At 68.7% G+C, this 22,764-nt stretch carries 18 protein-coding genes; 10 read left to right on the plus strand and 8 right to left on the minus strand.

The genetic code is table 11. The features are described from left to right. The first annotated feature begins 124 nt into the window (after positions 1-124). Complete coding sequence (locus tag VARPA_RS29285) at positions 125-784, plus strand: OmpA family protein (RefSeq protein WP_013544214.1); 660 nt, start codon at positions 125-127, stop codon at positions 782-784. Between the two features lie 84 nt (positions 785-868). Beyond that, positions 869-1,435 (plus strand): OmpA family protein, encoded by a 567-nt coding sequence (locus tag VARPA_RS29290; RefSeq protein ID WP_013544215.1) that lies wholly within the window; start codon positions 869-871, stop codon positions 1,433-1,435. 4 nt (positions 1,436-1,439) lie between these two features. Here the strand turns inward: VARPA_RS29290 and VARPA_RS29295 are convergent, their stop codons facing one another. Genes VARPA_RS29295 through VARPA_RS29310 form a run of 4 tightly spaced genes read right to left on the minus strand, consistent with a single transcriptional unit; the run spans position 1,440 to position 9,160 of the window. Next, positions 1,440-2,066, minus strand: coding sequence for a response regulator transcription factor (locus VARPA_RS29295; RefSeq protein WP_013544216.1), 627 nt, complete (start codon positions 2,064-2,066; stop codon positions 1,440-1,442). Positions 2,067-2,103: 37 nt separating this feature from the next. Beyond that, a complete protein-coding gene (locus VARPA_RS29300; RefSeq protein WP_013544217.1) occupies positions 2,104-4,161 on the minus strand; it encodes a two-component system sensor histidine kinase NtrB in 2,058 nt (685 codons plus the stop codon). 5 nt (positions 4,162-4,166) lie between these two features. After that, the gene (locus VARPA_RS29305) at positions 4,167-4,982 is read right to left on the minus strand and encodes a carbon-nitrogen hydrolase family protein (protein WP_013544218.1); all 816 of its coding nucleotides are present in this window, start codon (positions 4,980-4,982) and stop codon (positions 4,167-4,169) included. Next, on the minus strand, positions 4,979-9,160 hold the full coding sequence (locus tag VARPA_RS29310) for a YhdP family protein (protein WP_013544219.1): 4,182 nt from the start codon (positions 9,158-9,160) through the stop codon (positions 4,979-4,981). The genes VARPA_RS29305 and VARPA_RS29310 overlap by 4 nt, the downstream gene beginning before the upstream one ends. Before the next feature lie 25 nt (positions 9,161-9,185). Between VARPA_RS29310 and glnE the strand changes: the two genes are divergently transcribed. Continuing rightward, positions 9,186-11,990 (plus strand): bifunctional [glutamate--ammonia ligase]-adenylyl-L-tyrosine phosphorylase/[glutamate--ammonia-ligase] adenylyltransferase, encoded by a 2,805-nt coding sequence (glnE, locus tag VARPA_RS29315; RefSeq protein WP_013544220.1) that lies wholly within the window; start codon positions 9,186-9,188, stop codon positions 11,988-11,990. After that, the gene (locus tag VARPA_RS29320; protein WP_013544221.1) at positions 11,983-13,140 is read left to right on the plus strand and encodes a septal ring lytic transglycosylase RlpA family protein; all 1,158 of its coding nucleotides are present in this window, start codon (positions 11,983-11,985) and stop codon (positions 13,138-13,140) included. The genes glnE and VARPA_RS29320 overlap by 8 nt, the downstream gene beginning before the upstream one ends. Positions 13,141-13,143: 3 nt before the next feature. Here the strand turns inward: VARPA_RS29320 and VARPA_RS29325 are convergent, their stop codons facing one another. The 3 genes from VARPA_RS29325 to VARPA_RS29335 form a co-directional block, all read right to left on the minus strand. Continuing rightward, a complete protein-coding gene (locus VARPA_RS29325) occupies positions 13,144-13,605 on the minus strand; it encodes a carboxymuconolactone decarboxylase family protein (protein ID WP_013544222.1) in 462 nt (153 codons plus the stop codon). Between the two features lie 95 nt (positions 13,606-13,700). Beyond that, positions 13,701-14,582, minus strand: coding sequence for an RNA polymerase sigma-70 factor (locus VARPA_RS29330; RefSeq protein WP_013544223.1), 882 nt, complete (start codon positions 14,580-14,582; stop codon positions 13,701-13,703). Between the two features lie 83 nt (positions 14,583-14,665). Then, positions 14,666-15,523, minus strand: coding sequence for a ferritin (locus VARPA_RS29335; protein ID WP_041943094.1), 858 nt, complete (start codon positions 15,521-15,523; stop codon positions 14,666-14,668). A 130-nt stretch (positions 15,524-15,653) separates the two neighbouring features. Here VARPA_RS29335 and VARPA_RS29340 point away from each other — a divergent pair, with 130 nt between their 5' ends. From VARPA_RS29340 to VARPA_RS29365, 6 genes are all read left to right on the plus strand, one after another. Next, positions 15,654-16,268 carry a glutathione peroxidase gene (locus VARPA_RS29340; RefSeq protein WP_013544225.1) on the plus strand — a complete coding sequence of 205 codons (615 nt, stop codon included), beginning with the start codon at positions 15,654-15,656 and terminating at the stop codon, positions 16,266-16,268. Positions 16,269-16,561: 293 nt separating this feature from the next. Further along, entirely contained in the window at positions 16,562-17,869 is a 1,308-nt protein-coding gene (locus tag VARPA_RS29345; RefSeq protein ID WP_013544226.1) for an NAD(P)/FAD-dependent oxidoreductase, read from the plus strand. Between the two features lie 23 nt (positions 17,870-17,892). Next, positions 17,893-18,669, plus strand: a complete 777-nt coding sequence (locus VARPA_RS29350) for a DUF1365 domain-containing protein (protein ID WP_049794483.1) — start codon at positions 17,893-17,895, stop codon at positions 18,667-18,669. Next, the gene (locus VARPA_RS29355) at positions 18,666-19,892 is read left to right on the plus strand and encodes an SAM-dependent methyltransferase (RefSeq protein ID WP_013544228.1); all 1,227 of its coding nucleotides are present in this window, start codon (positions 18,666-18,668) and stop codon (positions 19,890-19,892) included. The genes VARPA_RS29350 and VARPA_RS29355 overlap by 4 nt, the downstream gene beginning before the upstream one ends. Positions 19,893-19,898: 6 nt before the next feature. Then, positions 19,899-21,188, plus strand: coding sequence for an MFS transporter (locus tag VARPA_RS29360; RefSeq protein ID WP_013544229.1), 1,290 nt, complete (start codon positions 19,899-19,901; stop codon positions 21,186-21,188). After that, the gene (locus VARPA_RS29365) at positions 21,185-21,979 is read left to right on the plus strand and encodes an SDR family NAD(P)-dependent oxidoreductase (RefSeq protein ID WP_013544230.1); all 795 of its coding nucleotides are present in this window, start codon (positions 21,185-21,187) and stop codon (positions 21,977-21,979) included. Before VARPA_RS29360 ends, VARPA_RS29365 begins: the two co-directional genes overlap by 4 nt. A 48-nt stretch (positions 21,980-22,027) precedes the next feature. Here the strand turns inward: VARPA_RS29365 and VARPA_RS29370 are convergent, their stop codons facing one another. After that, positions 22,028-22,639: a glutathione S-transferase N-terminal domain-containing protein gene (locus tag VARPA_RS29370; protein ID WP_013544231.1), complete on the minus strand. Its 612-nt coding sequence runs from the start codon at positions 22,637-22,639 to the stop codon at positions 22,028-22,030. Between the last annotated feature and the right edge of the window lie 125 nt (positions 22,640-22,764).

Below are 22,764 nucleotides of genomic sequence, written 5' to 3' on the forward strand. Positions count from 1 at the left end.
CGCAGCATGCACGCGCAATGGCGAAGGTTTTCTTATTTTCCGTAGGGCCTTGAACCCGTACCATCGCGTACCCTCCCCAGCGCTAAGCTGTGCCCCGCTTGATTCAACATCGAAAGGGATCGCCATGAAAAAGTTCGTACTTGCCACCTGTGCCACCGCCATCGTCCTGTCCGGCTGCGCCGGCGGCATGACAGACACCCAACGCAACACCGGCATCGGTGCCGGCATCGGCGCACTGGGCGGCGCCGCCATCGGCTCGGCCACCGGCGGCAACCGCGGTGCCATCGGCACGGGCGCGGTGGTCGGCGCGGCAGCCGGCGCGCTCGGCGGCTACCTGTGGTCGCAGCGCATGGAAAACCAGAAGCGCCAGATGGAAGCCGCCACGCAGGGCACCGGCGTTGCCGTGACCCAGACCCAGAACAATGAGCTGAAGCTGGCCATTCCGAGCGACGTGTCGTTCGACGTGGGCCGCGCCAACATCAAGCCCAACTTCGCACCGGTGCTCGACCAGTTCGCCAGCGGCCTGCGGAACAACCCGAATGCCGAGGTGCGCATCATCGGCCACACCGACAGCACCGGCTCGGACGCCATCAACAACCCGCTGTCGGTCGACCGTGCCGCCAGCACGCGCGACTATCTGGTCGCACGCGGCGTGAATGCGGCGGCCTTCCGCATCGAAGGCCGCGGCTCGCACGAGCCGGTGGCCGACAACAACTCCGACGCCGGCCGCGCGCAGAATCGCCGCGTCGAAATCTACGTGGGTGAGCGCGGCCCGCGCGGCTAAGCAGCCACCCCCACCGGGAAACCGGCCGCATCGAACGGCCGGTTCCCGCCATCGTTTTCATTGGTCCATAAGAGGGAAAAACTCATGAGGAAGCTTCTTGTCTCGGGTGCAGCAGCAGCGGCTGCGTTGATGTTCATTGCAGGTTGCGCTTCGCAGTCCGCACCGCCGCCGGCGCCCGCGCCGGCCGCACAGCCGGCACCGCCCGCCAACAGCTGGACAGCGCGCCTGGCCGCACTGAAGACCGACCTGGAAGCCTCGACCAAGGGCACGGGCGTGGTGATCGAGCAGACCGCCGACAACCAGCTGCACGTGGTCATTCCGAATGAGCTGTCGTTCGACACGGGCCGCGCCAACGTCAAGCGCAACCTCGCGCAGGTGCTCGACAAGGTCGCCGAAGGCCTGAAGAGCGCCACCGCCGCCAGCGTGCGCGTGGTCGGCCACACCGATGCGACGGGCAGCGAGGAAGGCAACGAGCGCCTCTCGGTGAGCCGCGCCGACAGCGTGCGCAACCACCTGGTGGGCCGCGGCGTGTCGACCACCGCCATCACGACCGACGGCCGCGGCTCGCGCGAACCGCTGGCCGACAACGGCACCGCCGCTGGCCGTGCCCAGAACCGCCGCGTCGAGATCTTCGTCGCGGAAAAGGCCTGATCTCCTAAAGATCCCGAAGTCGGTTCGCCAATTCGACGGCCGACTTCACTTCCATCTTCTCGAACACGCGCGCCCGGTGGACCTCCACCGTGCGCACGCTGATGGCCAACTGATCGGCGATCAGCTTGTTCGGCAATCCTTCGACCACGAGCCGCATCACGTCGCGCTCGCGGTCCGTCAGTTCGGCGATGCGCCCGGCGAGGCTGTGGCGCACGCGCTGCACCTCGAGCGCGCGCAGCGACGCCCCGAGCGCCTGCTCGATGCGATCGACCAGCGCGTTGTCCGAGAACGGCTTCTCGCAGAAATCGAAGGCACCGCGCTTGACGGCATCCACCGCCGTCGGCACGTCCGCGTGGCCGGTGAGAAAGATCACCGGCATCGCGTCCAGCAGGCCGCGCTCGGCGAGCCGGTCGAACAGCACGAGCCCGCTGGTGCCGGGCATGCGCACATCGAGCAGCAGGCAGCGCGGCTGATCAGGCAGCGGGCCCTCGGCCAGCAACTGCTCGAAGGCCTCGGCGCTGCCGAAATGCTCGCTCGCCAGACGCCGCGAGCGCAGCAGCCAGGCCAGCGCCTCGCGCACGCTGGCATCGTCGTCGACGATATAGATGAGTCCATCGATCAGCGGTTGCATATCAACAATTCCAGGAAGAGCGAAGGCCGCAGGCGCGTCATGTGCTCGGAAGGGTAAAGCGGAACACGGTGCCGCGCGGCCGGTTGGGTTCGTGCATGAGCGCGCCGCCATGCTGCTCCACCACCGTGCGGCACAGGCTCAGGCCGAGGCCCATGCCGTCGGCGCGCGTGGTGAAGAAGGGCGTGAAGAGCCGCTCGGCCACGTCGTCGCTGATGCCGCAACCCAGGTCGGCCACCGAGAACTCGAGCCACCGGCGGGCGTCGTCGGCGGTGGTGCTCCCGCCCACCGCCACCGCGCGCGCCACGCGCAGCCGCAGCACGCGGCTGCCGACGTTGTCGGGGCTGTCCATCGCCTGCATCGCATTGCGCGCGAGGTTCAGCAGCACCTGCTCGACCAGCGTACGGTCGCACATGGCCGCGGGCAGCCGGTCTTCGAGCACCACCTCGATGATCACGCCGAGCTTGCGCGCCTGCAGCCGCACGAGCGGCAGCACCGCGTCGATGAGTGCCTGCGGCGCAACAGCTTCGCGCGTGCGGTCGCGCCGGCGCACGAAGTCGTGCACGCTGCGGATCACCTGGCCCGCGCGGTCGGCCTGCTCGGCGATGCGCTTGACCGCCATCGCGACTTCGCCTTGGTCGCCCTTGGCATGAGGCCCGAGCAGGTTGAGCGAGCCGCTGGCATAACTCGCGATCGCGGCCAGCGGCTGCGTGAGTTCATGGCTCAGCAGCGATGCCATCTCGCCGACCGTGGCGAGCCGCGCGCTCGCCTGCAGGCGCTCCTGGCTCGCGCGCGAAAGCTCCTCGATGCGGCGCTGCTCGCTCACGTCGATGAACGCGCTCATCCAGCCGGTCTGCACGCGGTGCGCGTTGATGAGCGGCGCCTCGAAGATCAGCACCGGAAAGCGCGTGCCGTCCTTGCGCATGAAGACCGATTCGAACCCCTCGCGCGGCGGCATGCCGCCGGCCAGCCGCCGCGCCTGGCGCTGCTGGTATTCGTGCGCCAGTTCGGTGGGCCAATAGGGCGCTTCGGGTGCATCGGCGCTGTCGGCCATGAGCTCCTCGGGGGTGAAGCCGACCATCTCGCAGAAAGCCGGATTCACGTAGGTGATGCGCCCCTGCAGGTCGCGTGCGCGCAGGCCGGTGATGACCGAGTCTTCCATCGCCTTGCGGAACGCGAGCGCATCGGCCAGGTCGCGCTCGGCGCGCAGCCGCATCCGCGTGTCGCGCGCGAGCAGCACCAGCACCGACACCAGCGCGATCGAGATCGCGGTGACCAGTGCCGTGAGCATGTTCGGGAACAGGTCGGGCGCGGCGCGCCAGCCATCGACGCGCAGCATCAACGCGGCGCCCGGCAGGTCGATCAGCTGCTGCGAGGTGAAGACGCGCGTGCCGACGCGGCGCGAACTGCCCAGCGCCACCAGCCGCGTGCCGTCGGTCTCGGTGAACGCCACTTCCTGCCCGCGCGTGAGCGTGGGGCCGACCAGCTCGATGAGCGCGTCGCGCAGCGAATAGCTCGCGACGAGAAAACCGCCGCCGTCGATCGGCACGCAGAACTCCATCACCTCGACACCGCCGCCGCCGGCAATCGGCACGTAGTGGCTTGGCGAGTACGCGCCCGCGCCGAGCTTGCGGGCGGCCGCGCAGGCCAGCATCACGTCGGACTGCTCGGGGCCGCGGCTCGCCTCGTCGAGAAGGCGCATGCGGTAGGGCGTGTTGATGGCCTCGACCGGCCGCAGCGCGGCATCGCGCCACTCGAGCCGCAGCCACTCGCGGTGCTCGCGCAGCAGAGCGGCCGCGGCATCGTTCCATTTCGCGCGGTCGGTGCCCGGCGTCTGCGTGGCGCGCAGGCTCTGCGCATTGCGCTGGAAGCCGCTGCGCAGATCGGCGACGGCGTCGGCGGTGTCGCGGTCGAGCTGGGCCTGCACCTGCTCGACCTCGTGCCGACCTGCCAGCCACACCACCGTGACCAGCAGCACCGACACCAGCACCGCGAGCAGCAGCCACAAGAACCAGCGCTGCCACAGCGAGCGCATCCGCACATAGACGGATCGCGCCCACCGCGGCGGTGCGACGGTCAGCAGCGCATCGGAGGACATCGCGGCTAAAGCACGCAGTGCGACAGCACGGGCAGCTGCGCGCGCGTGCGCTCGATCTGCTTCGCGTCGATGTCGAACAGCACCACGCCTTCATCGCTCGCCTGCTGCGCCACCACCGTGCCCCAGGGATCGATGACGAGCGACTGGCCCCAGGTCTGGCGGCCGTTCTCGTGCGTGCCGCCCTGCGCGGGCGCCACCACCCATGCGAGGTTCTCGATGGCGCGGGCGCGCAGCAGCACTTCCCAGTGGGCGGCGCCTGTCGTGCGAGTGAAGGCGCTGGGCACCAGCAGCAGGTCGGCGCCCTGCTTGGCGAGTGCGCGGTACAGCTCGGGAAAGCGCAGGTCATAGCAGACGCTCATGCCGATGCGCCAGTTGTGGCCGTCGCGCGAAGGCAGGTCGAACACGACGGGCTTGGCGCCCGGCGCGATGACGCGGCGCTCGTCGTAGCGCTCGGTGCCGTTGTCGAAGAAGAAGAGATGGATCTTGTCGTAGCGCGCCACGCACTGCCCGTCGGGCGCAAAGGCCAGCGAGCTGTTGAAGACGTGCTCGGCATCGGTGCTCTCGATGGGCAGCGTGCCGCCCACGATCCACAGGCCGAACTCGCGCGCCGCATCGGCCAGGAACCCCTGCACCGTGCCCGCGCCGGCCGTCTCGCGCAGGCCCAGCTTGTCGGTGTCGCGCGCGCCCATCATGCAGAAATACTCGGGCAGCACCGCGAGCTCGGCGCCCGCCGCGGCGGCCTCGGCGAGCAGGTCGTGGGCGCGCGCGAGGTTGGCTTCGCGGGCGATGGCCGACACCATCTGGATGGCTGCGACTTTCATTGCGTGGTCTCCGTTTTCTTGCCTTCTTCCGCGGCCGCGGAACCGGTCCGGCCCGGTGATCCCGGCAATCCCGGAAGGCTCGGCATTTGCAGCGAGCGCGGCACCTTGGCTATTTTGGGGTCGGCCCAGGTGCCTTCGATGTGGAACTCCTGCGTGGCGGCGGCGGCCAGCGGCTTGCTCAGCACCCATTGCGCGAGGAAGGTGCCGAGGCCGATGGCCGGGTTGATGGCCGTGGCCACCAGCGCGGCAGTGCCGGCGTTGATCTCGGGCACCACCACCACGCGCAGGTTCTGCGTCTCGCGCACGATGTCGGCCGAGCCGTCCATGAGCGCCGCGGCGTTGACGCCCTTCATCTGCAGGTTGTTGGTGCTCGCGATGCCTTTGTTGATCTTGGCGTCGCCACGGATGAAGTCGAAGGCGAAGCCCTCGCTGAACACATCGCGGAAGTCCAGCGTGAGGCGGCGGGGCAGCGCCTGCAGGCTCAGCACGCCCAGGAGCTTGGCCAGCCCGGGGTCGGCCTTGAGGAACTGGCCCGATTCCACATCGACCTGCAGGTTGCCGCCCAGGCTCGGGTAGTCGAGCGAGAACGGCGAGCCGCGCCAGTTGACATCGCCTTCCAGCCGCCCCTTGCCACGCCGCAGCACGCCGGACATGCCGAAGCGCGCGAGCAGGTCGCCGGCATCGGCGATGTCGAGGCGGAAGGTCATGGCCGTGCGGCGCTGGCCGGCGGTGGCGCCGGGAATGGCGGCCCAGGTGCCCTTGGCCGCGAAGCTCGCCTCGGGCATGGTGAAGGTCAGCTTGTTCAGCAACCACTCGCGGCCCGCGCCGCCGCGGTTGACCGCATCGATCTCGGCGCGGCCCAGGCGCTTGCCGAGCAGTTCGAAGTCGTCGATCACGATGTCCAGCGCGGGCAGAGTGCCGGGCTGCTCGTCGAGCAGGGCCTCGACCTGGGTCGCCTCGGACGGCGCGATCTTCAGGCGCGCGAGCCGCGCATAGAGCCGGCCGGCCTGCGCGTGGCGGTACTCCGCGTAGCCGCTCAGTTCGGTGGCGTCGATGTTGGCGCGCCAGAGCGCCCCTTCGCGCGTGCCGCCCAGCACCACGTTGTGCAGCGTGCGCCCGGCAACGCCCAGCTGCTGCGCGCGCACCGCGATGCGCGTGGGCATGTAGGCCTGCGCGGCGTCCTCGCCGGCGCCGGGGGCTTCGCTCGGGGTGCTGCTGCTCGCGGCGGCGCCCAGGAGGGCGTCCCATGCGGCGATGTCGAGCTTGTCCACATTGACGTTCGCGAACACGCCCTTGTCGGGCAGGCTCGCAGTCTCGCCCGCCGAGAGGCCGACGCCGATGCTGCCGCGCAGCACGCGCGCCTCGGCACCCGAGATGTCGCGCACGAACTGCACCGCGCCGACGCGGCCCAGTTCCAGCGAGAGCTGGTCCTGCGTGGCGACAGTGGTGCCGCCCTGGCGGCTGTCGCGGGTCTCGCGCAACAGCACCTTCTTCTCGATGCGCAGCGGCATCTGCTCCTCGGCCGTCTTCAACAGCGGCGCCGGCAGTTGCAGCGCGAGGCCCTGCAGGCTGCTCGTGAGCGAGAGCTCGGAGGCACCGTCGCGCACCGAGAACGTGGCCGCGTACGGCGTGCTGCCGGTGGCCTTCTCGGCGAGGCGCGCGAGCCAGTCGACCTCGCGCGCGCCGCGCAGGCCCTCGGCGGTGGCGGTGCCCTGCGCCTTCAGCGCGACCTCGCGGTTGGGGCCGGTGAAGCGGCCCTTGCCTTCGAGGCGGATGTCGCCGCCGAGCAGCTTCGCCTGCACGCCGGCCAGCGAGAAGCCGGTCTCGGTGAAATTGAGCGTGCCCTTGGCATGCGTGAGCGAGGGCGCATCGGGCACGACCTGCAGTTCGTTGTCGGCCAGCGCAACGCTGGCCTGCACCTTGGCGTTGTCCATCGCCGCGAGGGGCAGCTCCAGGTGCAGCTTGTAGTCGGCCGAGCCGGTGGCGCGCGCGGTGCGCATGATCTCGCCCGTCTCGCCGGCCAGCGGCGCGCCCACACGCAGCACCTCGCCGAGCGGGCCCTTGGCCTGCACATCGACGCGCAGCACCTGCGCGTGGTGCGACAGCTCGGGAATCTGCGCCTCGCCCTTGGTCACCTCGACACCGGTGGCGCCGACCAGGCGGCCGCGCGCATTGCGCACCAGCATGCTGTCGCGCTCGAACACCAGTTCGCCCGAGAGGCCGGTCAGCGCAGGCCACACCGGCGCGGGCGCCGCGCTGCGCGGAGACGTGGCGGCGAGCGAGGGCGGCACATAGGCGTAGTCGACATCCGCCACCTTGGCCGCGATGCGGAAGTCGCCCAGCTTCGGGTCCTTGAACGGCATGTCGTGCAGATCGCCGCGCACGCGGAAATCGACGGTGCTCGCGGTGCCCTTGGTGACGGCGTCGCGCACGTAGTCGCGGGTGTGCTGGGGAATGTCGAGCGGCAGGTAGCGGAAGACGCGCGTGCCGTCGGCGCGGGTGAGCTTGCCCTGCAGCTCGAGCACGCCCGGGAAACGGCCCTTGCTGCTGGAGACGGCCGGGTCGCTGGTGCGCCAGCTCGCCTCGGCATCGCCCTCGGCGTCGGTGTTGGCGAAGCGCAGCTTGGAAACCTGCAGCTGCGCGTTGCCGTTGTCCAGCTTCCACTGGAGCTGCGTGGAGAGCCGATCGATCGGGATCACGGGCTCTTCGAACACGCCCGGGAATTCGAGCGTGCCCTGCGCGATGGCCAGCGTGGCCGTGCCGCCGGCCTGCGTGGCGTCGAAGTCGACGGTGGTGCCGCTCAGGCCGGGCGTGCCGGGATGCGCGCGAGGAGGCGTGGCCGTGGCCGTTGCCGTGGCAGGCGTCGCAGGTGGAGCCGGCGTTGCCGGCGCCGGCTGCGAGGCCACGCGCAGGCCGCTCACGCGGCCGCGCGCCTGGTACTTGTCGGGCGCGCCCAGCGAACCCTGCCAGCTCAGGTCGATGTGCTCGACCAGCCCGCGCGGCGCGTAGCTGTCGAGCACGCGGTGCGTGGCATCGCCCAGCGGCAGCCGGTCGGCGATGAGCGCGAGCGCGGCCAGGTCGAGCCGGTCGGCACGCAACGCGCCCTTCTCGGGCGTTCGGCCCTTGGCCGGCGTGTGCTGCAGCCAGAGGTTGCCGCCGGGCCAGCGCATGCCGTCGGAGGTGTCGAACTGCAGCGCAGTGGTCGAGAACTCGAGGGTGTCGTCTTTCAGGTGCCCCGCGAGGCGGCCGGTGACCGAGCGCAGCACCAGCGGCTGCAGGCCCTTGCCCAGCGAGGCATCGACGCGGTCGAGCCCCAGGTCGGCCGCGCCGCCCACGAGCTGGCCGTCTTGCACGTCGGCCCAGAGGCGCACCGCACCGTTGCCTTCGCGGATGCGCGCATCGAGCGAAACGTATTGGCCGAGGCGCGTGACGTCGATGTAGGGCAGGTCGGCGTAGATCTGGCCGTCCCAGGTCTGCCAGCGGCCGGTGCGCACCGACAGGAGCGGCTGGCGGAACTGCCCGCGCAGCGTGAAACGCTGGCCCCAGCCGGCGGGCGGCGTGGCATCGAGCCGGAGGCCGTGGCGGCGGCCGCCGTTGCGCGCCACGAAGCGCACGTCGGTCAAAAGAAGCGGCTCGGCCTGGCGCTGCTCGTCGGTCCAGCGCACGGTGCCGCCTTCGATGACCAGCTCGCGCTGCGCGAAAAACCAGTCGGCGGCGCGGGTCTCTCCGGTCGTATCGGTGTCCATGTGCAATCCAGCCACATGGAGTTTTCCCTGAGCATCGCGGCGCACGTCGAGCTGCGGACCCTCGATGTAGAGCTGCTCGAAACTGAAGCGCCAGATCGATCGCGGCGACACGCTGGCCACCACGCGCACGAGGCGAAGTGCCTCGCGCTGGTCGGCATCCTGCAGCACCACGTCGCGCAGTTCGAAGGCCGGGAAAAGCCCCTCGGGACGGGCGGTGATAGACCCGATGCGAACCGGCACGCCGATGGCCTTGCTAGCCTGTGCCTCCAGAGCGCCGCGGAAATCACCGATTCGCGGCACAATCCACGCGTGTAGGACAACGACTGACAGCGCCAGCAGAAGCCATGCAGCGATCAGCAAACCCAACAGCCAGCGCGCCGTCACAGCGGTGATTTTGAGCAGACGTGAAGGGGTAGACGCCGTGTCGTTCATTGAGGATCGCGCTGTGTCGGGAATTATGACCGCCAGCATTCAGAGGGGTTCCACGGAAACCGATAGCAGTGTGAACCAGTTGCCAGCCAGTTCGACGCAGACCGCACAGGTCGCGTTCTCTTCCTACTCCCGTTTTGTCCAGCGCCTGCGTCGCAGGTATGCGGCCGAGCTTGCATTGCTTCCCCCGGGCGAGCCGCGGCGCGAATCGATGACCGTGGCCTTCGAGGCATTGCGCCAGCGCGGTGATGCGGTGGGCGATGCCTTGCGCATTGTCAGGCAGCTCGTGATGGAGCGGCTCGTTACGCTCGATTGCGACCAGCAAGCGCCTCTTGCCGTGGTGACCACCGCGGTCACCGAGCTCGCCGAATTCGCGCTCGATATCGCCTGCGCCGATGCCTGCCGCGAACTCGACGCGGTGCATGGCGCGCCGCTCGGCCCCGAGGGCCAGCGCGCGCAGCTCTGGGTGATCGGCATGGGCAAGCTCGGCGCGCGAGAGCTCAACGTGTCGAGCGACATCGATCTCATCTATCTCTACGACCTCGACGGCGAGACGAAAGGCGACGCCGACGGGCGCGGGCGCCTCGCCAACCAGGAGTATTTCTCGCGCGCCGTGAAGCGCATTTATGCGCTGGTGGGCGACACCACCGAGCACGGTTTCGTGTTCCGCGTCGACCTGGCGCTTCGGCCCAACGGCAACTCGGGGCCGAGCGTGGTCTCGCTCGATGCGCTCGAAGAGTATTTCCAGGTGCAGGGCCGCGAGTGGGAGCGCTTCGCGTGGCTGAAGAGCCGCGTGGTGGCGCCGCGCCACGTGGTGCTCGACGGCAACGCGCAGGGCCTGCGCGGTGCGGTGCTGCCCTTCGTGTTCCGCCGTTATCTCGACTACAGCGTGTTCGATTCGCTGCGCACGCTGCACCGGCAGATTCGCGAGCAGTCGGCACGCCGCAGCGCCGGCCGGCCCGAGCGTGCGAACGACGTCAAGCTCTCGCGCGGCGGCATCCGCGAGATCGAATTCACCGTGCAGCTCCTGCAGGTGGTGCGCGGCGGGCAGTTCCCCGAATTGCGCACGCGGCCCACGCTCGACGCGCTGCAGCGCCTCGCACGCGCCAACCTCATGCCGCAGGAAACCGCCGATGCGCTGGCCCTCGCCTACGAGTTCCTGCGCCGCGTGGAGCATCGCATCCAGTACCTGGACGACCAGCAGACCCATGTGCTGCCGGTGGCCGACGACGACCTGCGCTGGATCGCACAGTCGATGGGTTACGCCGACTGCTGCCCCTTTCTCGCGCAGCTCGACACCCACCGCGAGTTCGTCGCGCAGGAGTTCGACAAGCTGCTCGGCGGCGAGAAGCCATGCAGCGGCAAGTGCAACGGCAAGAAGGCCTCGGCCCCCACCGATCTGGCCGACCTGCTCGAAGACCTGCCCCCCGTTTTTGCCGAGCGCATCCGCGACTGGTGCGAAACGCCGCGCGTGCTCGCGCTGCGCGAAGAAACCCGCGGCCGGCTGCGCCAGCTGGTGCAGCGCACCGGCCAGTGGCTGAAGGAACCCGATGGCGATGGCCCCGGCCAGACGCCGCGCCACGTCGATGCCGCGATGCGCTGGGCCGACTGGATCGAACCGCTGATGCGCCGCGAGAGCTACCTCGCATTGCTGGTCGAACGGCCCGCCGTGCAAGAACGCCTGCTGCGCCTCTTGGGCGCCGCGAAATGGCCCGCGCGCTACCTGATGCAGCACCCCGGCGTGATCGACGAGCTCGCGAGCGACGAAATGCTGTCCGGCCGTTTCGTGGCCGACGAATTCGAGCGCGAGCTGGAGGCACGCCACGCCTCGCTCACCCGCACCGGCGAGGCCGACGAAGAGCGCCTCTTGAACCTGCTGCGCCATGCCCATCACGCCGAGGTGTTCCGCGCCCTGGCGCGCGACGTCGATGGCCGCATCACCGTCGAGCAGGTGGCCGACGACCTGAGCGCGCTGGCCGACACCACGCTGCGCGTGACCGCCCGCTGGTGCTGGCCCCATGTGCGGAACCGCCATCGCGAGGTGGCGCAGTTCGCCATCATTGGCTACGGCAAGCTGGGCGGCAAGGAGCTGGGCTACGGCAGCGACCTGGACATCGTGTTCGTCTACGACGATGACGACGAGCGCGCCGGCGAGGTCTATGCGGCCTACGTGCGCAAGCTCATCAACTGGCTCACGGTGAAGACGCGCGAGGGCGACCTGTTCGAGATCGACACCGCGCTGCGGCCCAACGGCAACTCGGGCCTCCTCACCACCAGCTTCGAGGCCTACGAGAAGTACCAACTCCGACGCGGCAGCAACACCGCATGGACCTGGGAGCACCAGGCCATGACGCGCGCGCGCTTCGTGCTCGGCAGCGCGGACCACGGCGCCGAGCTGGGCGCGCGTTTCGACCAGGTGCGCGAGGCCGTGCTGGTGTCGCCGCGCGACCGCGAGGCGCTCAAGGCCGAGATCATCGCGATGCGCGACAAGCTGCGCGGCGCCCGGCCGGTGAAGGCCGACCGCTTCGACGTGAAGCACAGCCCCGGCGGCATGGTCGATGCCGAGTTCGCGGTGCAGTTCCTGGTGCTGTCGTCGTCGGGCGAGCATCCGGAGCTGATTCCGAACGTGGGCAACATCGCGCTGCTGCTGCGCGCCGAACTGGCGGGGCTGCTGCCAGAAGGCATCGGGCGCAGTGCGGCACGGGCGTATCGCGAGCTGCGCCGCGTGCAGCATCGCGCGCGCCTGAACGAAGAGCCGACACAGGTCACTCCGCCTGCATTGGCCGCGGAACGCGACGCCATGCTGGCGCTCTGGAAGGCGGTATTTGGCTGACGGAGCCCGCGACCGCACGACCACCGCGCTGGCTGCGTGCGCGGTTGCCGTCGCCGTCTTCCTCGCCGGTTGCGCGAGCGGTCCGCGCAGCAGCAGCGGCGTAGCCAGCGGCCGCGACGGCCCGGGCACGAACATCCCCTCGGACCTGGACCGCGTGCCTGACGCCGAGCCGCGCATCGAACCCATCCGCAGCAGCGGCGGCACCAGCAAGCCCTACACGGTGCTGGGCCGCGGCTACCAACCGATCACCGACGACCGGCCGTTCCGGGAGTCGGGGCTGGCTTCCTGGTACGGCCGCAAGTTCCACGCCGCATCGACCTCCAGCGGCGAGCCCTACGACATGTACGCGATGACGGCCGCGCACAAGACGCTGCCGCTGCCCAGCTATGTGCGGGTGCGCAACCCGGCCAATGGGCGCGAGGTGATCGTGCGGGTGAATGACCGCGGGCCCTTCGTCGACGGACGCGTCATCGACCTGAGCTACACGGCTGCGCTCAAGCTCGACCTGCTGCGCGGCGTGGCGCCGGTGGAGATCGAGCGGATCACGAACGAGGACATCCGCACGGGCGCATGGCGGCGGGATTCGGGGACCGCGTATGCGGCAGCTTCGCCGGCCCCGCGCGCAACGGCCGCGTCGGTATCTGTGCCCTCAGCCTGGGTGGCGCCGGTGGCGATGATGAATGCGCCGGCGGCTTCCACGATGCCTGTCGCACCGCAGACACCGGTGATGGCGATGGCACCTTTGGAACAACAGCAGCCCGTGGCGCAAGCAGCGCCGCAGGCCGTCGAAGCAGATGTACCACCGCCACCGCGGCAGCCGATCGTGGTCACCGACCTTGCGCCGATGGCACCACTCGACGTACCGGCAAGGACGCCGTCGGCAGCATCAGCAGCCGCGCCGTCTGCCGCCGCGGCAACGGGTTTCTGGGTGCAGCTCGGTGCCTTCCGCGAACGCGACGGTGCGGAAACCCTGCTGAGCCAGGCCGCGCGCGGATTGCCTTCGCTGGCGCCGCAACTGCGCGTGTTCAGCGAGGCCGGCACGCACCGGCTCCAGGCCGGGCCGTTCGCCTCGCGCAACGCGGCCGGCGAAGCGGTCACGCAGTTGCGCGAAAGCCTGCGGATTGCGCCGATGGTGGTCGAGCGCCGCTGAAATTCAGTCCAGCGTCTTTGCTACGACCGGCACACGCATGCCGACGTTGATGCGGTTCCAGGTGTTGATCTGCGCAACCGCCACGGTGAGTTCGGCGATTTCGACGTCACTGAACTGCGCCTTCAAAGCTGCGAATTCGGCTTCGCGCTCGTCGTGGTGATCGGCCAGCCGAGTGAGCGATTCGGCCCAGGCCAGCGCCGCGCGCTCGCGCTCGTTGAAGAAGCTCACTTCGCGCCAGGTGGCCAGGCTGTTGATGCGCTGCCATCCCTCGCCCTGCTTGCGCAGATCGCGCACGTGCATGTCGAGGCAGTAGGCGCAGCCGTTGATCTGCGAGACGCGGGCGAAGACGAAGTCGAGCGTCGTCTTGCCGACGGTGCTCGCATCGATGCTGGCGCTGACGGCCAGGATCGCTTCGAAGGTCTTGGGGATGGTCTTGAACCAGTTCAGGCGAGGGGTCGTGTTCATGCGAAGGCTCCGGTGGATGGGTTGAAGAAAAAATCTGCTTCCTACCCACTAAAGACGGGCCAGCCTTCGGCCCTGTGACACGTCGCGCGAACTATTTATTTCGGCGCGAAGCGCTGCGCGATGCGGGCGAGCTTGTCGGGATTGCGCTGCACGCGGATGCGCGCGATGCGGTCGTCCTCGACCTCAAAGGTCTGCGCCGATTCGAGCTCGCCGTCGATGAAGCGCAGGAGGCCGGGCTCGCCGTTGATCTCCACCAGCTCCATGCGCACCACCGGGCCCATGCGGCGCCAGAGCGAGTAGTAGAGCTGCGCGAGGCGCTGGTTGCCGGTGAGCACCTTGCTGAAGGACTGCACCTTGCCGCCGCCGTCGCCGATGAGTTCGACGTCCTCGACCATCAGCGCCTTCAGGTCCTGCATGCTGCCGCGCGCGGCGGCATCGGCGAAGGCGCGCAGCAGGCGCTGATGGGTTTCGCGCGAGACCTGGTAGCGCGGGCGCGCGTCCTGCACCTGCGCCTTGGCGCGGTGCACCAGTTGGCGGCAGGCGGCCTCGCTCTTGCCGAGCGTGAGCGCCACTTCGTCGTAGTCGGCCTCGAACACCTCGCGCATCAGGAAGGCGGCGCGCGCCTCGGGGGCCAGCCGCTCGAGCACGGCGAGGAAAGCGACGGAGATGTTGTCGGCGCGCTCCAGCGATTCTTCGGGCGTGTCGGGCGATTCGGTCAGCGTGGGTTCGGGCATCCAGGCGCCGATGTAATGCTCGCGCTGGACCTTGGCGGCGCGCAGCCGGTCGATCGACAGCCGCGTGACGACGGTGACGAGCCAGGCTTCGGCGCTGTCGAAACTGGCCTTGTCGGCTTCGTGCCAGCGCAGCCACGCGTCCTGCACCACCTCTTCGGCCTCGGCAACGGACCCGAGCATGCGGTAGGCGATGCCCTGCAGGCGGCGACGGTAGCTGTCGAAGGTGAGGGTCGGGTCGTCCATGCCCGATTAGACGTTCGGTGCCCGCGGGTTGTGACACCGGCCGCCCAAAAAAATCGCCCCGGATTGCGGGGCGAAGTTTCTGGTTATGCGCCTTGGTACTCGGGCTTGGGCCCCAGGGTGGCGGCGACTTCCTTGCGGTACCGGTTCAGTTCCTGCACGGTCTTGAAGCTGCGGTTCATCAGGAGGCTCAGGTTGTGCAGGATGCGCTCGCCGACCTTGGTTTCCCAGACGGCATCGAACTTGATCTGCTTGTCGAGCCAGTGCTCGAGCCAGTCGGGGTCGGGCATGCGGCTCTGGATGGTGTCGTTCGGGAACAGCGCCTTGTTCACATGCAGGTTGGTCGGGTGCAGGGCCTGCGCGGTGCGGCGGGCGCTGGCCATCAGGACGCCGACCTTGGTGAACGCGGCACGGGCCTCGTCGCCGAACTTCTCGAGCGCGCGCTTCATGTAGCGCAGGTAGGCACCGCCATGGCGGGCTTCGTCCTGACTCAACGTGGTGTAGATGTGCTTGATGACCGGCTCGGTGTGCCACTGGGCGGCACGGCGGTACCAGTGGTTCAGGCGGATCTCGCCGCAGAAATGCAGCATGAGGGTTTCGAGCGGGGGGGCCGGGTCGAAATCGAAGCGCACTTCGTGCAGTTCGGCTTCGGTGGGCGCGTGCTTGGGGCTGAAGCGCTTGAGGTACTCCATCAGCACCAGGGAGTGCTTCTGCTCCTCGAAGAACCAGATCGACATGAAGGCGGAAAAATCGCTATCGTGGCGGTTGTCGCGCAGGAACATCTCGGTGGCCGGCAGCGCCGCCCACTCGGTGATGGCGTTCATCTTGATGGTCTGGGCCTGCTCTTCCGTCAGCAAGGAAGCGTCGAACGACTGCCAGGGAATGTCCTTGTCCATGTCCCAGCGGACGGATTCGAGTTGTCTGAAGAGTTCCGGATAGAGCATCAAAGTCTTTCTATGGCCGCCGATTTTAGTCGGCCCGTTTGGCGCGCCCATGACAGACGCGCGATGATGCGAATACGTGCGCCGTAGCGGCACGGATGCACACCCCCCACTTTTGAACCAGGAGCCCGCCATGCGAACCCTTTTCTTATTGTCGACGCTCTGGCGCTGCACACCGGCAGTTTCCCTCGTGGCGGCGCTGTTTACGGCGCTTCCGGCGAGTGCCCAGACACCGCCCGCCGCGCCCGCTCCGGCAGAGGCTGCAGGCTGCCCCGCCATCCTTCAACACACCTTCCCGCGGCTGCAGGACGAAAAGCCCCAGACTTTGTGCCAGTACTCCGGAAAGGTGGTCCTGGTGGTCAATACGGCGAGCTTCTGCGGCTTTACCCCGCAATACAAGGGCCTGGAAGCACTGGACCTGAAATACCGCAACCGCGGGCTGGTGGTTCTGGGCTTCCCGTCGAACGATTTCTCGCAGGAATCGGGCTCCAACAAGGAAATCGCCGACTTCTGCGAAAGCACCTTCGGCGTGAAGTTTCCGATGTTCGCCAAGTCGTCGGTGCGTGGAACGGACGCCAATCCGCTGTTCAAGCAACTCGCTCAAGCCTCGGGCACCACGCCGAAGTGGAATTTCTACAAGTACCTGATCGGGCGCGACGGCAAGGTCGTCCAGGCTTGGTCGAGCATGACGGCGCCGGATGAAAACGGCTTCGTGAACGTCATCGAGAAGCAGCTCGGGACAAATTAAGACTGACCAGTTCACAAAAATACGAATCGGTAATATTATTTACCGATGCGTCCAACCAATCGTGAACTGAACGTCACAAACGTTTACCACTGCACCGGGAACCGGGCCCCGGAAGCCGCACTCATAATTTGCGTGGGTGGTCAACGCCCACCAGTTTTCATGTTGCGAGGTCTTCCAGGCGCTTGCCGTCTGGTCGAAATCCCGAGGCGATTCTTCTCCTCCTCCCTCCCTCCCTCCTTCGCGTCGGGGCGCCTCGCAGCATTTTTATATTCCCGCCGGAACCGGGGCCCGCGATGACGCAGCCCCTTCGAGTCGCCGTCATCGGCGCCGGCATCTCGGGATTGGCCGCAGCACACGCCCTTCGCGATTCGGCCCGCATCACCCTCTTCGAAGCCAGTGACTACTTCGGTGGCCACGCCCACACGGCCACGATCGATTTACCGCGCTCCCCGACCGATTCGACCCTCGTCAGCCACGGCGTCGACACCGGCTTCCTGGTCTACAACGACCGCACCTATCCGAACCTGATCCGCCTGTTCGCCGAACTCGGCGTCGAGACCGCGCTTTCGGAGATGTCGTTCTCGGTCCAGGCCACCCGCGAGAACGGCGGCCACCTCGAGTGGAGCGGCAACAACCTCGCCACCGTCTTCGCCCAGCGGCGCAACCTCGCCGACCCGCGCTTCCTCGGCATGCTGGCCGACCTTTTGCGCTTCAACCGGCTGACCACGCGCATCGCCCAAGCCGGCACGGAGGGCGAACTGGCCCAGCCGCTCGGCGATTTCCTGGACGCCCACCGCTTCGGCGCCGCCTTCCGCGACTGGTACTTCCTGCCGATGATGGGCTGCATCTGGAGCTGCTCGACCGCGCAGATGCTGGCGTTCCCGGTCGCGACCATGATCCGGTTCTGCCACAACCACGGCCTGATCCAGATCGCCAATAGGCCGCAGTGGCGCACGGTGCGCGGCGGCTCGCGCCACTACGTCGAGAAGATCGTCGCGGGCCTGGAAGACAAGCGCCTGCGCACCCCGGTGCGCCGCGTCACTCGCACCGACGACGGCGGCGTGCTCGTCGCCACCGACGCCGGCACCGAGCGCTTCGACCACGCGATCCTCGCCACCCATTCCGACCAGTCGCTCGCCATGCTCGGCGACGCGAGCCCCGCCGAAGCCGCCGTGCTCGGCGCGATCCGCTACCAGCCCAACCACGCCGTGCTCCACACCGACGCCTCGGTGCTGCCGCAGCGCCGATCGGCTTGGGCAGCCTGGAACTACGAGCGCGCGGCGGCCAGCGAGCGCGAATCGGGCCGGGTCTGCCTGCACTACCTGCTGAACAAGCTGCAGCCGCTGCCGTGGGAGCAACCGGTGATCGTTTCGTTGAATCCGGTCCGCGAAATCCAGCGTAGTCAGGTCATGGCCGAATACGACTACGACCACCCGGTGCTCGACCTTGCCGCGATCCGCGCGCAAGCCGAGGTGCCCGCCCTGCAGGGCCAGCGCAACACCTGGTTCGCCGGTGCGTGGATGGGCTACGGCTTCCACGAAGACGGCCTGAAGGCCGGCCTGGCCGCAGCCGCCGGCCTGCGGGCGAGGTCTGCGGCGTGACCCAGGAGCGCCCGCTTCCGTTGATGGGCTTCGGCGAGGTGCGCCATGCGCGCCTGCGCCCCGCGCGCAACGCCTTCGTCTACCCGACCTATTTCCTGATGCTGCCGATGCGCACCCTCCGCGCGCACGGCAGCGACGCGCTCGCGCTCAACCGGCGGGCGGCGCTGTCCTTTCACGACGTCGACCACGGCGACGGTCGCATGCCCGCGCAAGGCGGCGCGCTGGCCTGGCTCGACGACCTGCTGGCCGCCCACCAGATCCACGACGCGACCGGCGAGGCCTGGCTGCACTGCTACCCGCGCGTGTTCGGCTACACCTTCAAGCCGGTGAGCTTCTGGTATTGCCACACGGCCGAAGGCGCGCTGCGCGCCATCGTGGTCGAGGTGAACAACACCTTTGGCGAGCGCCACTGCTACCTGCTCGACCGCCCGGTCTACGGCCAGGAGCTCAAGGCCACCAAGGCATTCCATGTGTCGCCGTTCTGCGAGGTCAGCGGCGGCTACCGCTTCCGCTTCTTCGTCGATGCCGAGTTCGCCCACACGGTGGTGCGCATCGACCACGACGACATCGACGGCCCCTTGCTGCAAACCAGCGTCGGCGGCGAACTCGCGACGCTGACCGCCGCCACCGTGCGCCGTGCGCTCTGGCGCTATCCCGCGATGACCTTCGGACTTATTGCGCGCATCCACTGGCAGGCCGCCAGGCTCTGGCTCAAGCGCGTTCCTTTCGTCGCCAAGCCGGCGCCGCCCCGCCATTTCGTATCCAGCGACCACCCGCACCAGCAGCAGGCGAACCCATGACTCCCACCACCACCGCTCCCCAGGTTTCGCGCTTTTCGCTGCCCCAGGATGCGCCCGGCGCCGCGCGCACCGTGCTCGGCCTGCTGCAGCGCCTGGCGCACGGCTCGCTCACGGTGCGCCTGCCCGACGATTCGGTGCGGCACTTCGGCGCCGCGCCCGGCAGCAGCGATCTCACGGCCTCGCTCACGCTGCGCAACTGGGAGGTCTGCAAGGCCGCGCTCAAGTCGGGCGACATCGGCTTTGCCGAGAGCTACATCGCGGGCGACTGGACCACGCCGAACCTGGTCGAGCTGATCAAGGTGTTCATTGCCAACCGCCGCGCCATCGAGGACGTGGTCTACGGGAGCTGGTTCGGCCGCCTCGTCTACCGCGTGCGCCACCTGATGCACCGCAACAGCAAGGCCGGCAGCTCGCGCAACATCCATGCGCACTACGACCTCGGCAATGCCTTCTACAAGCTCTGGCTCGACGAGACGATGAACTATTCGTCGGCCTGGTTCGAAGGCAACTTCGACAAGCCGATGCCCGAGGCACAACGCGCCAAGGTGCGCCGCGCGCTGGAGCTGGCGAACGTGAAGCCCGGCGACCGCGTGCTCGAGATCGGCTGCGGCTGGGGCGCGCTGGCCGAGATGGCCGCCTTCGATTTCGGCGCCTCGGTAACGGGCGTGACGCTCTCCACCGAACAGCTCGCCTTTGCCCGCCAGCGCACCGCCGGCCTCTCGGCCGACCTGCGCCTGCAGGACTACCGCGACATCGACGACGCCCCGTTCGACGCCATCTGCTCCATCGAAATGGTCGAAGCCGTGGGCCGTGAATACTGGCCGACCTACTTCCAGAGCGTGAGCCGGCTCCTGAAGCCCGGCGGCCGCGCCTGCGTGCAGAGCATCGTGATCGACGACCAGCTCTTCGACCGCTACATCGACTCGACCGACTTCATCCAGCAGTACATCTTCCCGGGCGGCTGCCTGCCCTGCCCGCGCGAGTTCCGGCGCGAGGCCGAGGCTGCGGGGCTGGCGGTGGTGGACGAGTTCGCCTTCGGCGCCGATTACGCCGAGACGCTGCGCCGCTGGCGCGAGCACTTCCTCGCGCAGCGCGGGCAGATCCTGCAGCTGGGCTTCGACGAGCGCTTCATGCGCATCTGGGAGTTCTATCTCGCGTACTGCGAGGCAGCGTTCTCGCAAGCCAACATCGACGTCGTCCAGTACACGCTGCAAAAGCGCTAGCCCTTCGTGTCCTCCTTCGGACCTCTGGCCGGCGTGCGCTATGGGCTGCTCGGCCTGCCGCTCGCCTTCGTCGCGCTGCCGCTCTATGTGCTGCTGCCGAACCACTACGCACGCGCCTTCGGCGTGCCGCTCGCCACGCTGGGCGCGGTGCTGCTGGGCGTGCGGCTGCTCGATGCGCTGATCGATCCGCTGCTCGGGCGACTCAGCGACCGGCTGCACGCGCGCTCGGCGCAGGCGGTACTCGGCTTCGGCGCGGTCGCCGCGGGTGTCCTGCTGCTGGGTTTCGGGCTGCTCTTCTTTCCGCAGTTGCTGGTCGACCCCGCGCGCCATGGCGCGCTGCTCGTGGTGGCCGCCGTGCTGCTCGCGCTGACCTACGCGGGCTACAGCATGCTGAGCATCGCGCACCAGTCGTGGGGCGCGATGCTGGGCGGCGATGCCGCGCAGCGCAGCCGCATCGTGGGCTGGCGCGAAGGCATGGGGCTCGTCGGCGTGGTGCTGGCCTCGGTCACGCCGACGCTGGCGGGATTGCCCGCGACCGTCGCGTTGTTCGGCGTGCTGCTGCTGGCCGGATGGTTCTTCTGGACGCGGGCGCCACGGCCGGCACGCAACGCCGCGCCGCATGTATCGGTCGACCTGCGGCTCCCGCTGCGCCGTGCGCCGTTTCGCCGCCTGCTCGCGGTGTTCGTGCTCAACGGCATCGCGAGCGCGGTGCCGGCCACGCTGGTGCTGTTCTTCGTGCAGGACCGGCTGCGCGCGCCGGCCGCGATGGAGCCCGCGTTCCTCGGTCTTTATTTCGTGGTGGCCGCCGCGTCGATCCCGGCGTGGCTGCGCATCGTGCGCCGCTGGGGGCTCGCCCGCAGTTGGCTCGGCGGCATGTGCATGTCGGTGGCGGTGTTCGCCTGGGCCGGTGCGATGGGCGCGGGCGATGCGGTGCCTTTTCTCGTCGTCTGCGCACTGTCGGGTTTCGCGATCGGCTCGGACCTCGTGCTGCCGAGCGCATTGCTGGCCGGGATCATTGCCGACGCAGGTGATCAACCGCATGCCGGCGCGTACTTCGGCTGGTGGAATTTCGCGACCAAGCTCAATCTCGCGCTCGCTGCCGGCCTCGCGCTGCCATTGCTCGGGCTGGCCGGCTACGTGCCCGGCGCGCGCGATGCGTCGGCGCTGCAGGCGCTGTCGCTCGCGTACTGCCTGCTGCCCTGCGTGTTGAAGGTGGCGGCCGGTGCGGCGCTGTGGGCGCTGGTGATTCGATCGCCCGCTTCCGCCCTTCCGCTTCCTGCGAAGGCTGCGCCGTGAAGCCCTTCAATCCGCCGCTCGCCGACTGGCAGGGCAAGACGGCTTGGATCGTCGGCGCCTCCTCGGGCATCGGCCGCGCGACGGCGCTGGCGCTGCTCGAAGGCGGCGCGCGGGTCGCGGTGTCGGCCCGCAACGGCGAGGCGCTGGACGAACTCGCGGCGCTGCACAACGATGCCGCGCTGCCGCCGCGGGTGATCGTTCTGCCACTGGACGTGTGCGATGCCGCCGCGGTCGCCGCCGCCTATGCGCAACTGCAGGCGATGGCCGGCACCGTCGACCTCGTGCTCTTCAACGCCGCCACGTATGGCGTGCTGCGCGCCGACGCCTTCGCGCTCGACGCGATGCTCGCGCACCAGCAGGTCAACTACGTCGGTGCACTGAACGTGCTTGCGGCCGTGCTGCCCGGCTTCGTGGCGCGCGGCGCGGGCCACATCTCGCTCACGGCGAGCGTCGCCGGCTTTCGCGGATTGCCGAAAAGCCTGGCCTACGGCCCGACCAAGGCCGCGCTGACCAATCTGGCCGAAGTGCTCTACATCGACCTGCACGCACGCGGGATCGGCGTGAGCGTGATCCAGCCGGGCTTCGTGGCCACCGCGCTCACCGCGAAGAACGACTTCACGATGCCGGCGCTGATCACGCCCGCGCAGGCGGCCGAGGCCATGCTCGACGGCTGGCGCCGGGGCGCATTCGAGATCCACTTTCCGCGGCGCTTCACCTTCTGGATGAAGCTGATGCGGCTGCTGCCGTACCGGCTCTACTTTCCCACCGTTGCCAGGTTCACCGGGCTCTGAAAAAGAAAAAGGCGCCGGGTGGGCGCCTTTGTCGTGGGTTGCGCCAGCTCAGGGCTGCGTATCGATGAAGCTCGGGCGGAGCATGAGCTTGTCGTACAGCTTGGCCAGGTTGGCGTGCTCGCCGCGCCAGTCGATGTCGGGAAAGCGCAGGCTCAGCCAGCCCAGCGCGCAGCCCACCGCGATGTCCGACAGGCTCAGGTGGATGCCGCTGCAGAAAGGCTTGTCGCCCAGGCCCTTGGACATGGCGGCCACGCCCTCCACGACCTTGGTGCGCTGGCGCTCGATCCAGGTCGTGCTGCGCTCGTGGTCGTTGCGGCCGGACCAGGTGGCTTCCAGGCGCCAGAGCACGCCGGCGTCCATGACGCCATCGGCCAGCGCTTCCCAGGTCTTGACCTCGGCGCGTTCGCGGCCCTGCTGCGGGATGAGCTTGCCTACCGGAGACAGCGTATCCAGATATTCCACGATCACGCGCGAATCGAACATCGCCTCCCCGCCTTCCATGATCAGGCAGGGCACCTTGCCCAGCGGATTGGAATTGGAGATGGTGGTGTCGGCGGACCAGACGTCCTCGAGCACGAACTGGTAATCGAGCCGCTTTTCGGCCAGCACCACGCGCACCTTGCGCACATAGGGGCTGGCGGCGGATCCGATCAGTTTCATGAAGGCTCTCTCCCTTTGTTCTTGGCTGGATGACACTTGCTAATAATCATTTTAGGTGAACGGGACCAGCGGAGCCCCGAATCCGGCCCGATGTGTCGGTACGGCCCCACGGACCGCCGGCCGCC

Source organism: Variovorax paradoxus EPS, from assembly GCF_000184745.1.
GTDB classification, from domain to species: domain Bacteria; phylum Pseudomonadota; class Gammaproteobacteria; order Burkholderiales; family Burkholderiaceae_C; genus Variovorax; species Variovorax paradoxus_C.

Coding starts and splice junctions, on each gene's coding strand:
- VARPA_RS29285 (WP_013544214.1), top strand. CDS start 125: ATGAAAAAGTTCGTACTTGCCACCTGTGCCACCGCCATCGTCCTGTCC.
- VARPA_RS29290 (WP_013544215.1), top strand. CDS start 869: ATGAGGAAGCTTCTTGTCTCGGGTGCAGCAGCAGCGGCTGCGTTGATG.
- VARPA_RS29295 (WP_013544216.1), bottom strand. CDS start 2,066: ATGCAACCGCTGATCGATGGACTCATCTATATCGTCGACGACGATGCC.
- VARPA_RS29300 (WP_013544217.1), bottom strand. CDS start 4,161: ATGTCCTCCGATGCGCTGCTGACCGTCGCACCGCCGCGGTGGGCGCGA.
- VARPA_RS29305 (WP_013544218.1), bottom strand. CDS start 4,982: ATGAAAGTCGCAGCCATCCAGATGGTGTCGGCCATCGCCCGCGAAGCC.
- VARPA_RS29310 (WP_013544219.1), bottom strand. CDS start 9,160: ATGAACGACACGGCGTCTACCCCTTCACGTCTGCTCAAAATCACCGCT.
- glnE (WP_013544220.1), top strand. CDS start 9,186: ATGACCGCCAGCATTCAGAGGGGTTCCACGGAAACCGATAGCAGTGTG.
- VARPA_RS29325 (WP_013544222.1), bottom strand. CDS start 13,605: ATGAACACGACCCCTCGCCTGAACTGGTTCAAGACCATCCCCAAGACC.
- VARPA_RS29330 (WP_013544223.1), bottom strand. CDS start 14,582: ATGGACGACCCGACCCTCACCTTCGACAGCTACCGTCGCCGCCTGCAG.
- VARPA_RS29335 (WP_041943094.1), bottom strand. CDS start 15,523: ATGCTCTATCCGGAACTCTTCAGACAACTCGAATCCGTCCGCTGGGAC.
- VARPA_RS29340 (WP_013544225.1), top strand. CDS start 15,654: ATGCGAACCCTTTTCTTATTGTCGACGCTCTGGCGCTGCACACCGGCA.
- VARPA_RS29345 (WP_013544226.1), top strand. CDS start 16,562: ATGACGCAGCCCCTTCGAGTCGCCGTCATCGGCGCCGGCATCTCGGGA.
- VARPA_RS29350 (WP_049794483.1), top strand. CDS start 17,893: ATGGGCTTCGGCGAGGTGCGCCATGCGCGCCTGCGCCCCGCGCGCAAC.
- VARPA_RS29355 (WP_013544228.1), top strand. CDS start 18,666: ATGACTCCCACCACCACCGCTCCCCAGGTTTCGCGCTTTTCGCTGCCC.
- VARPA_RS29370 (WP_013544231.1), bottom strand. CDS start 22,639: ATGAAACTGATCGGATCCGCCGCCAGCCCCTATGTGCGCAAGGTGCGC.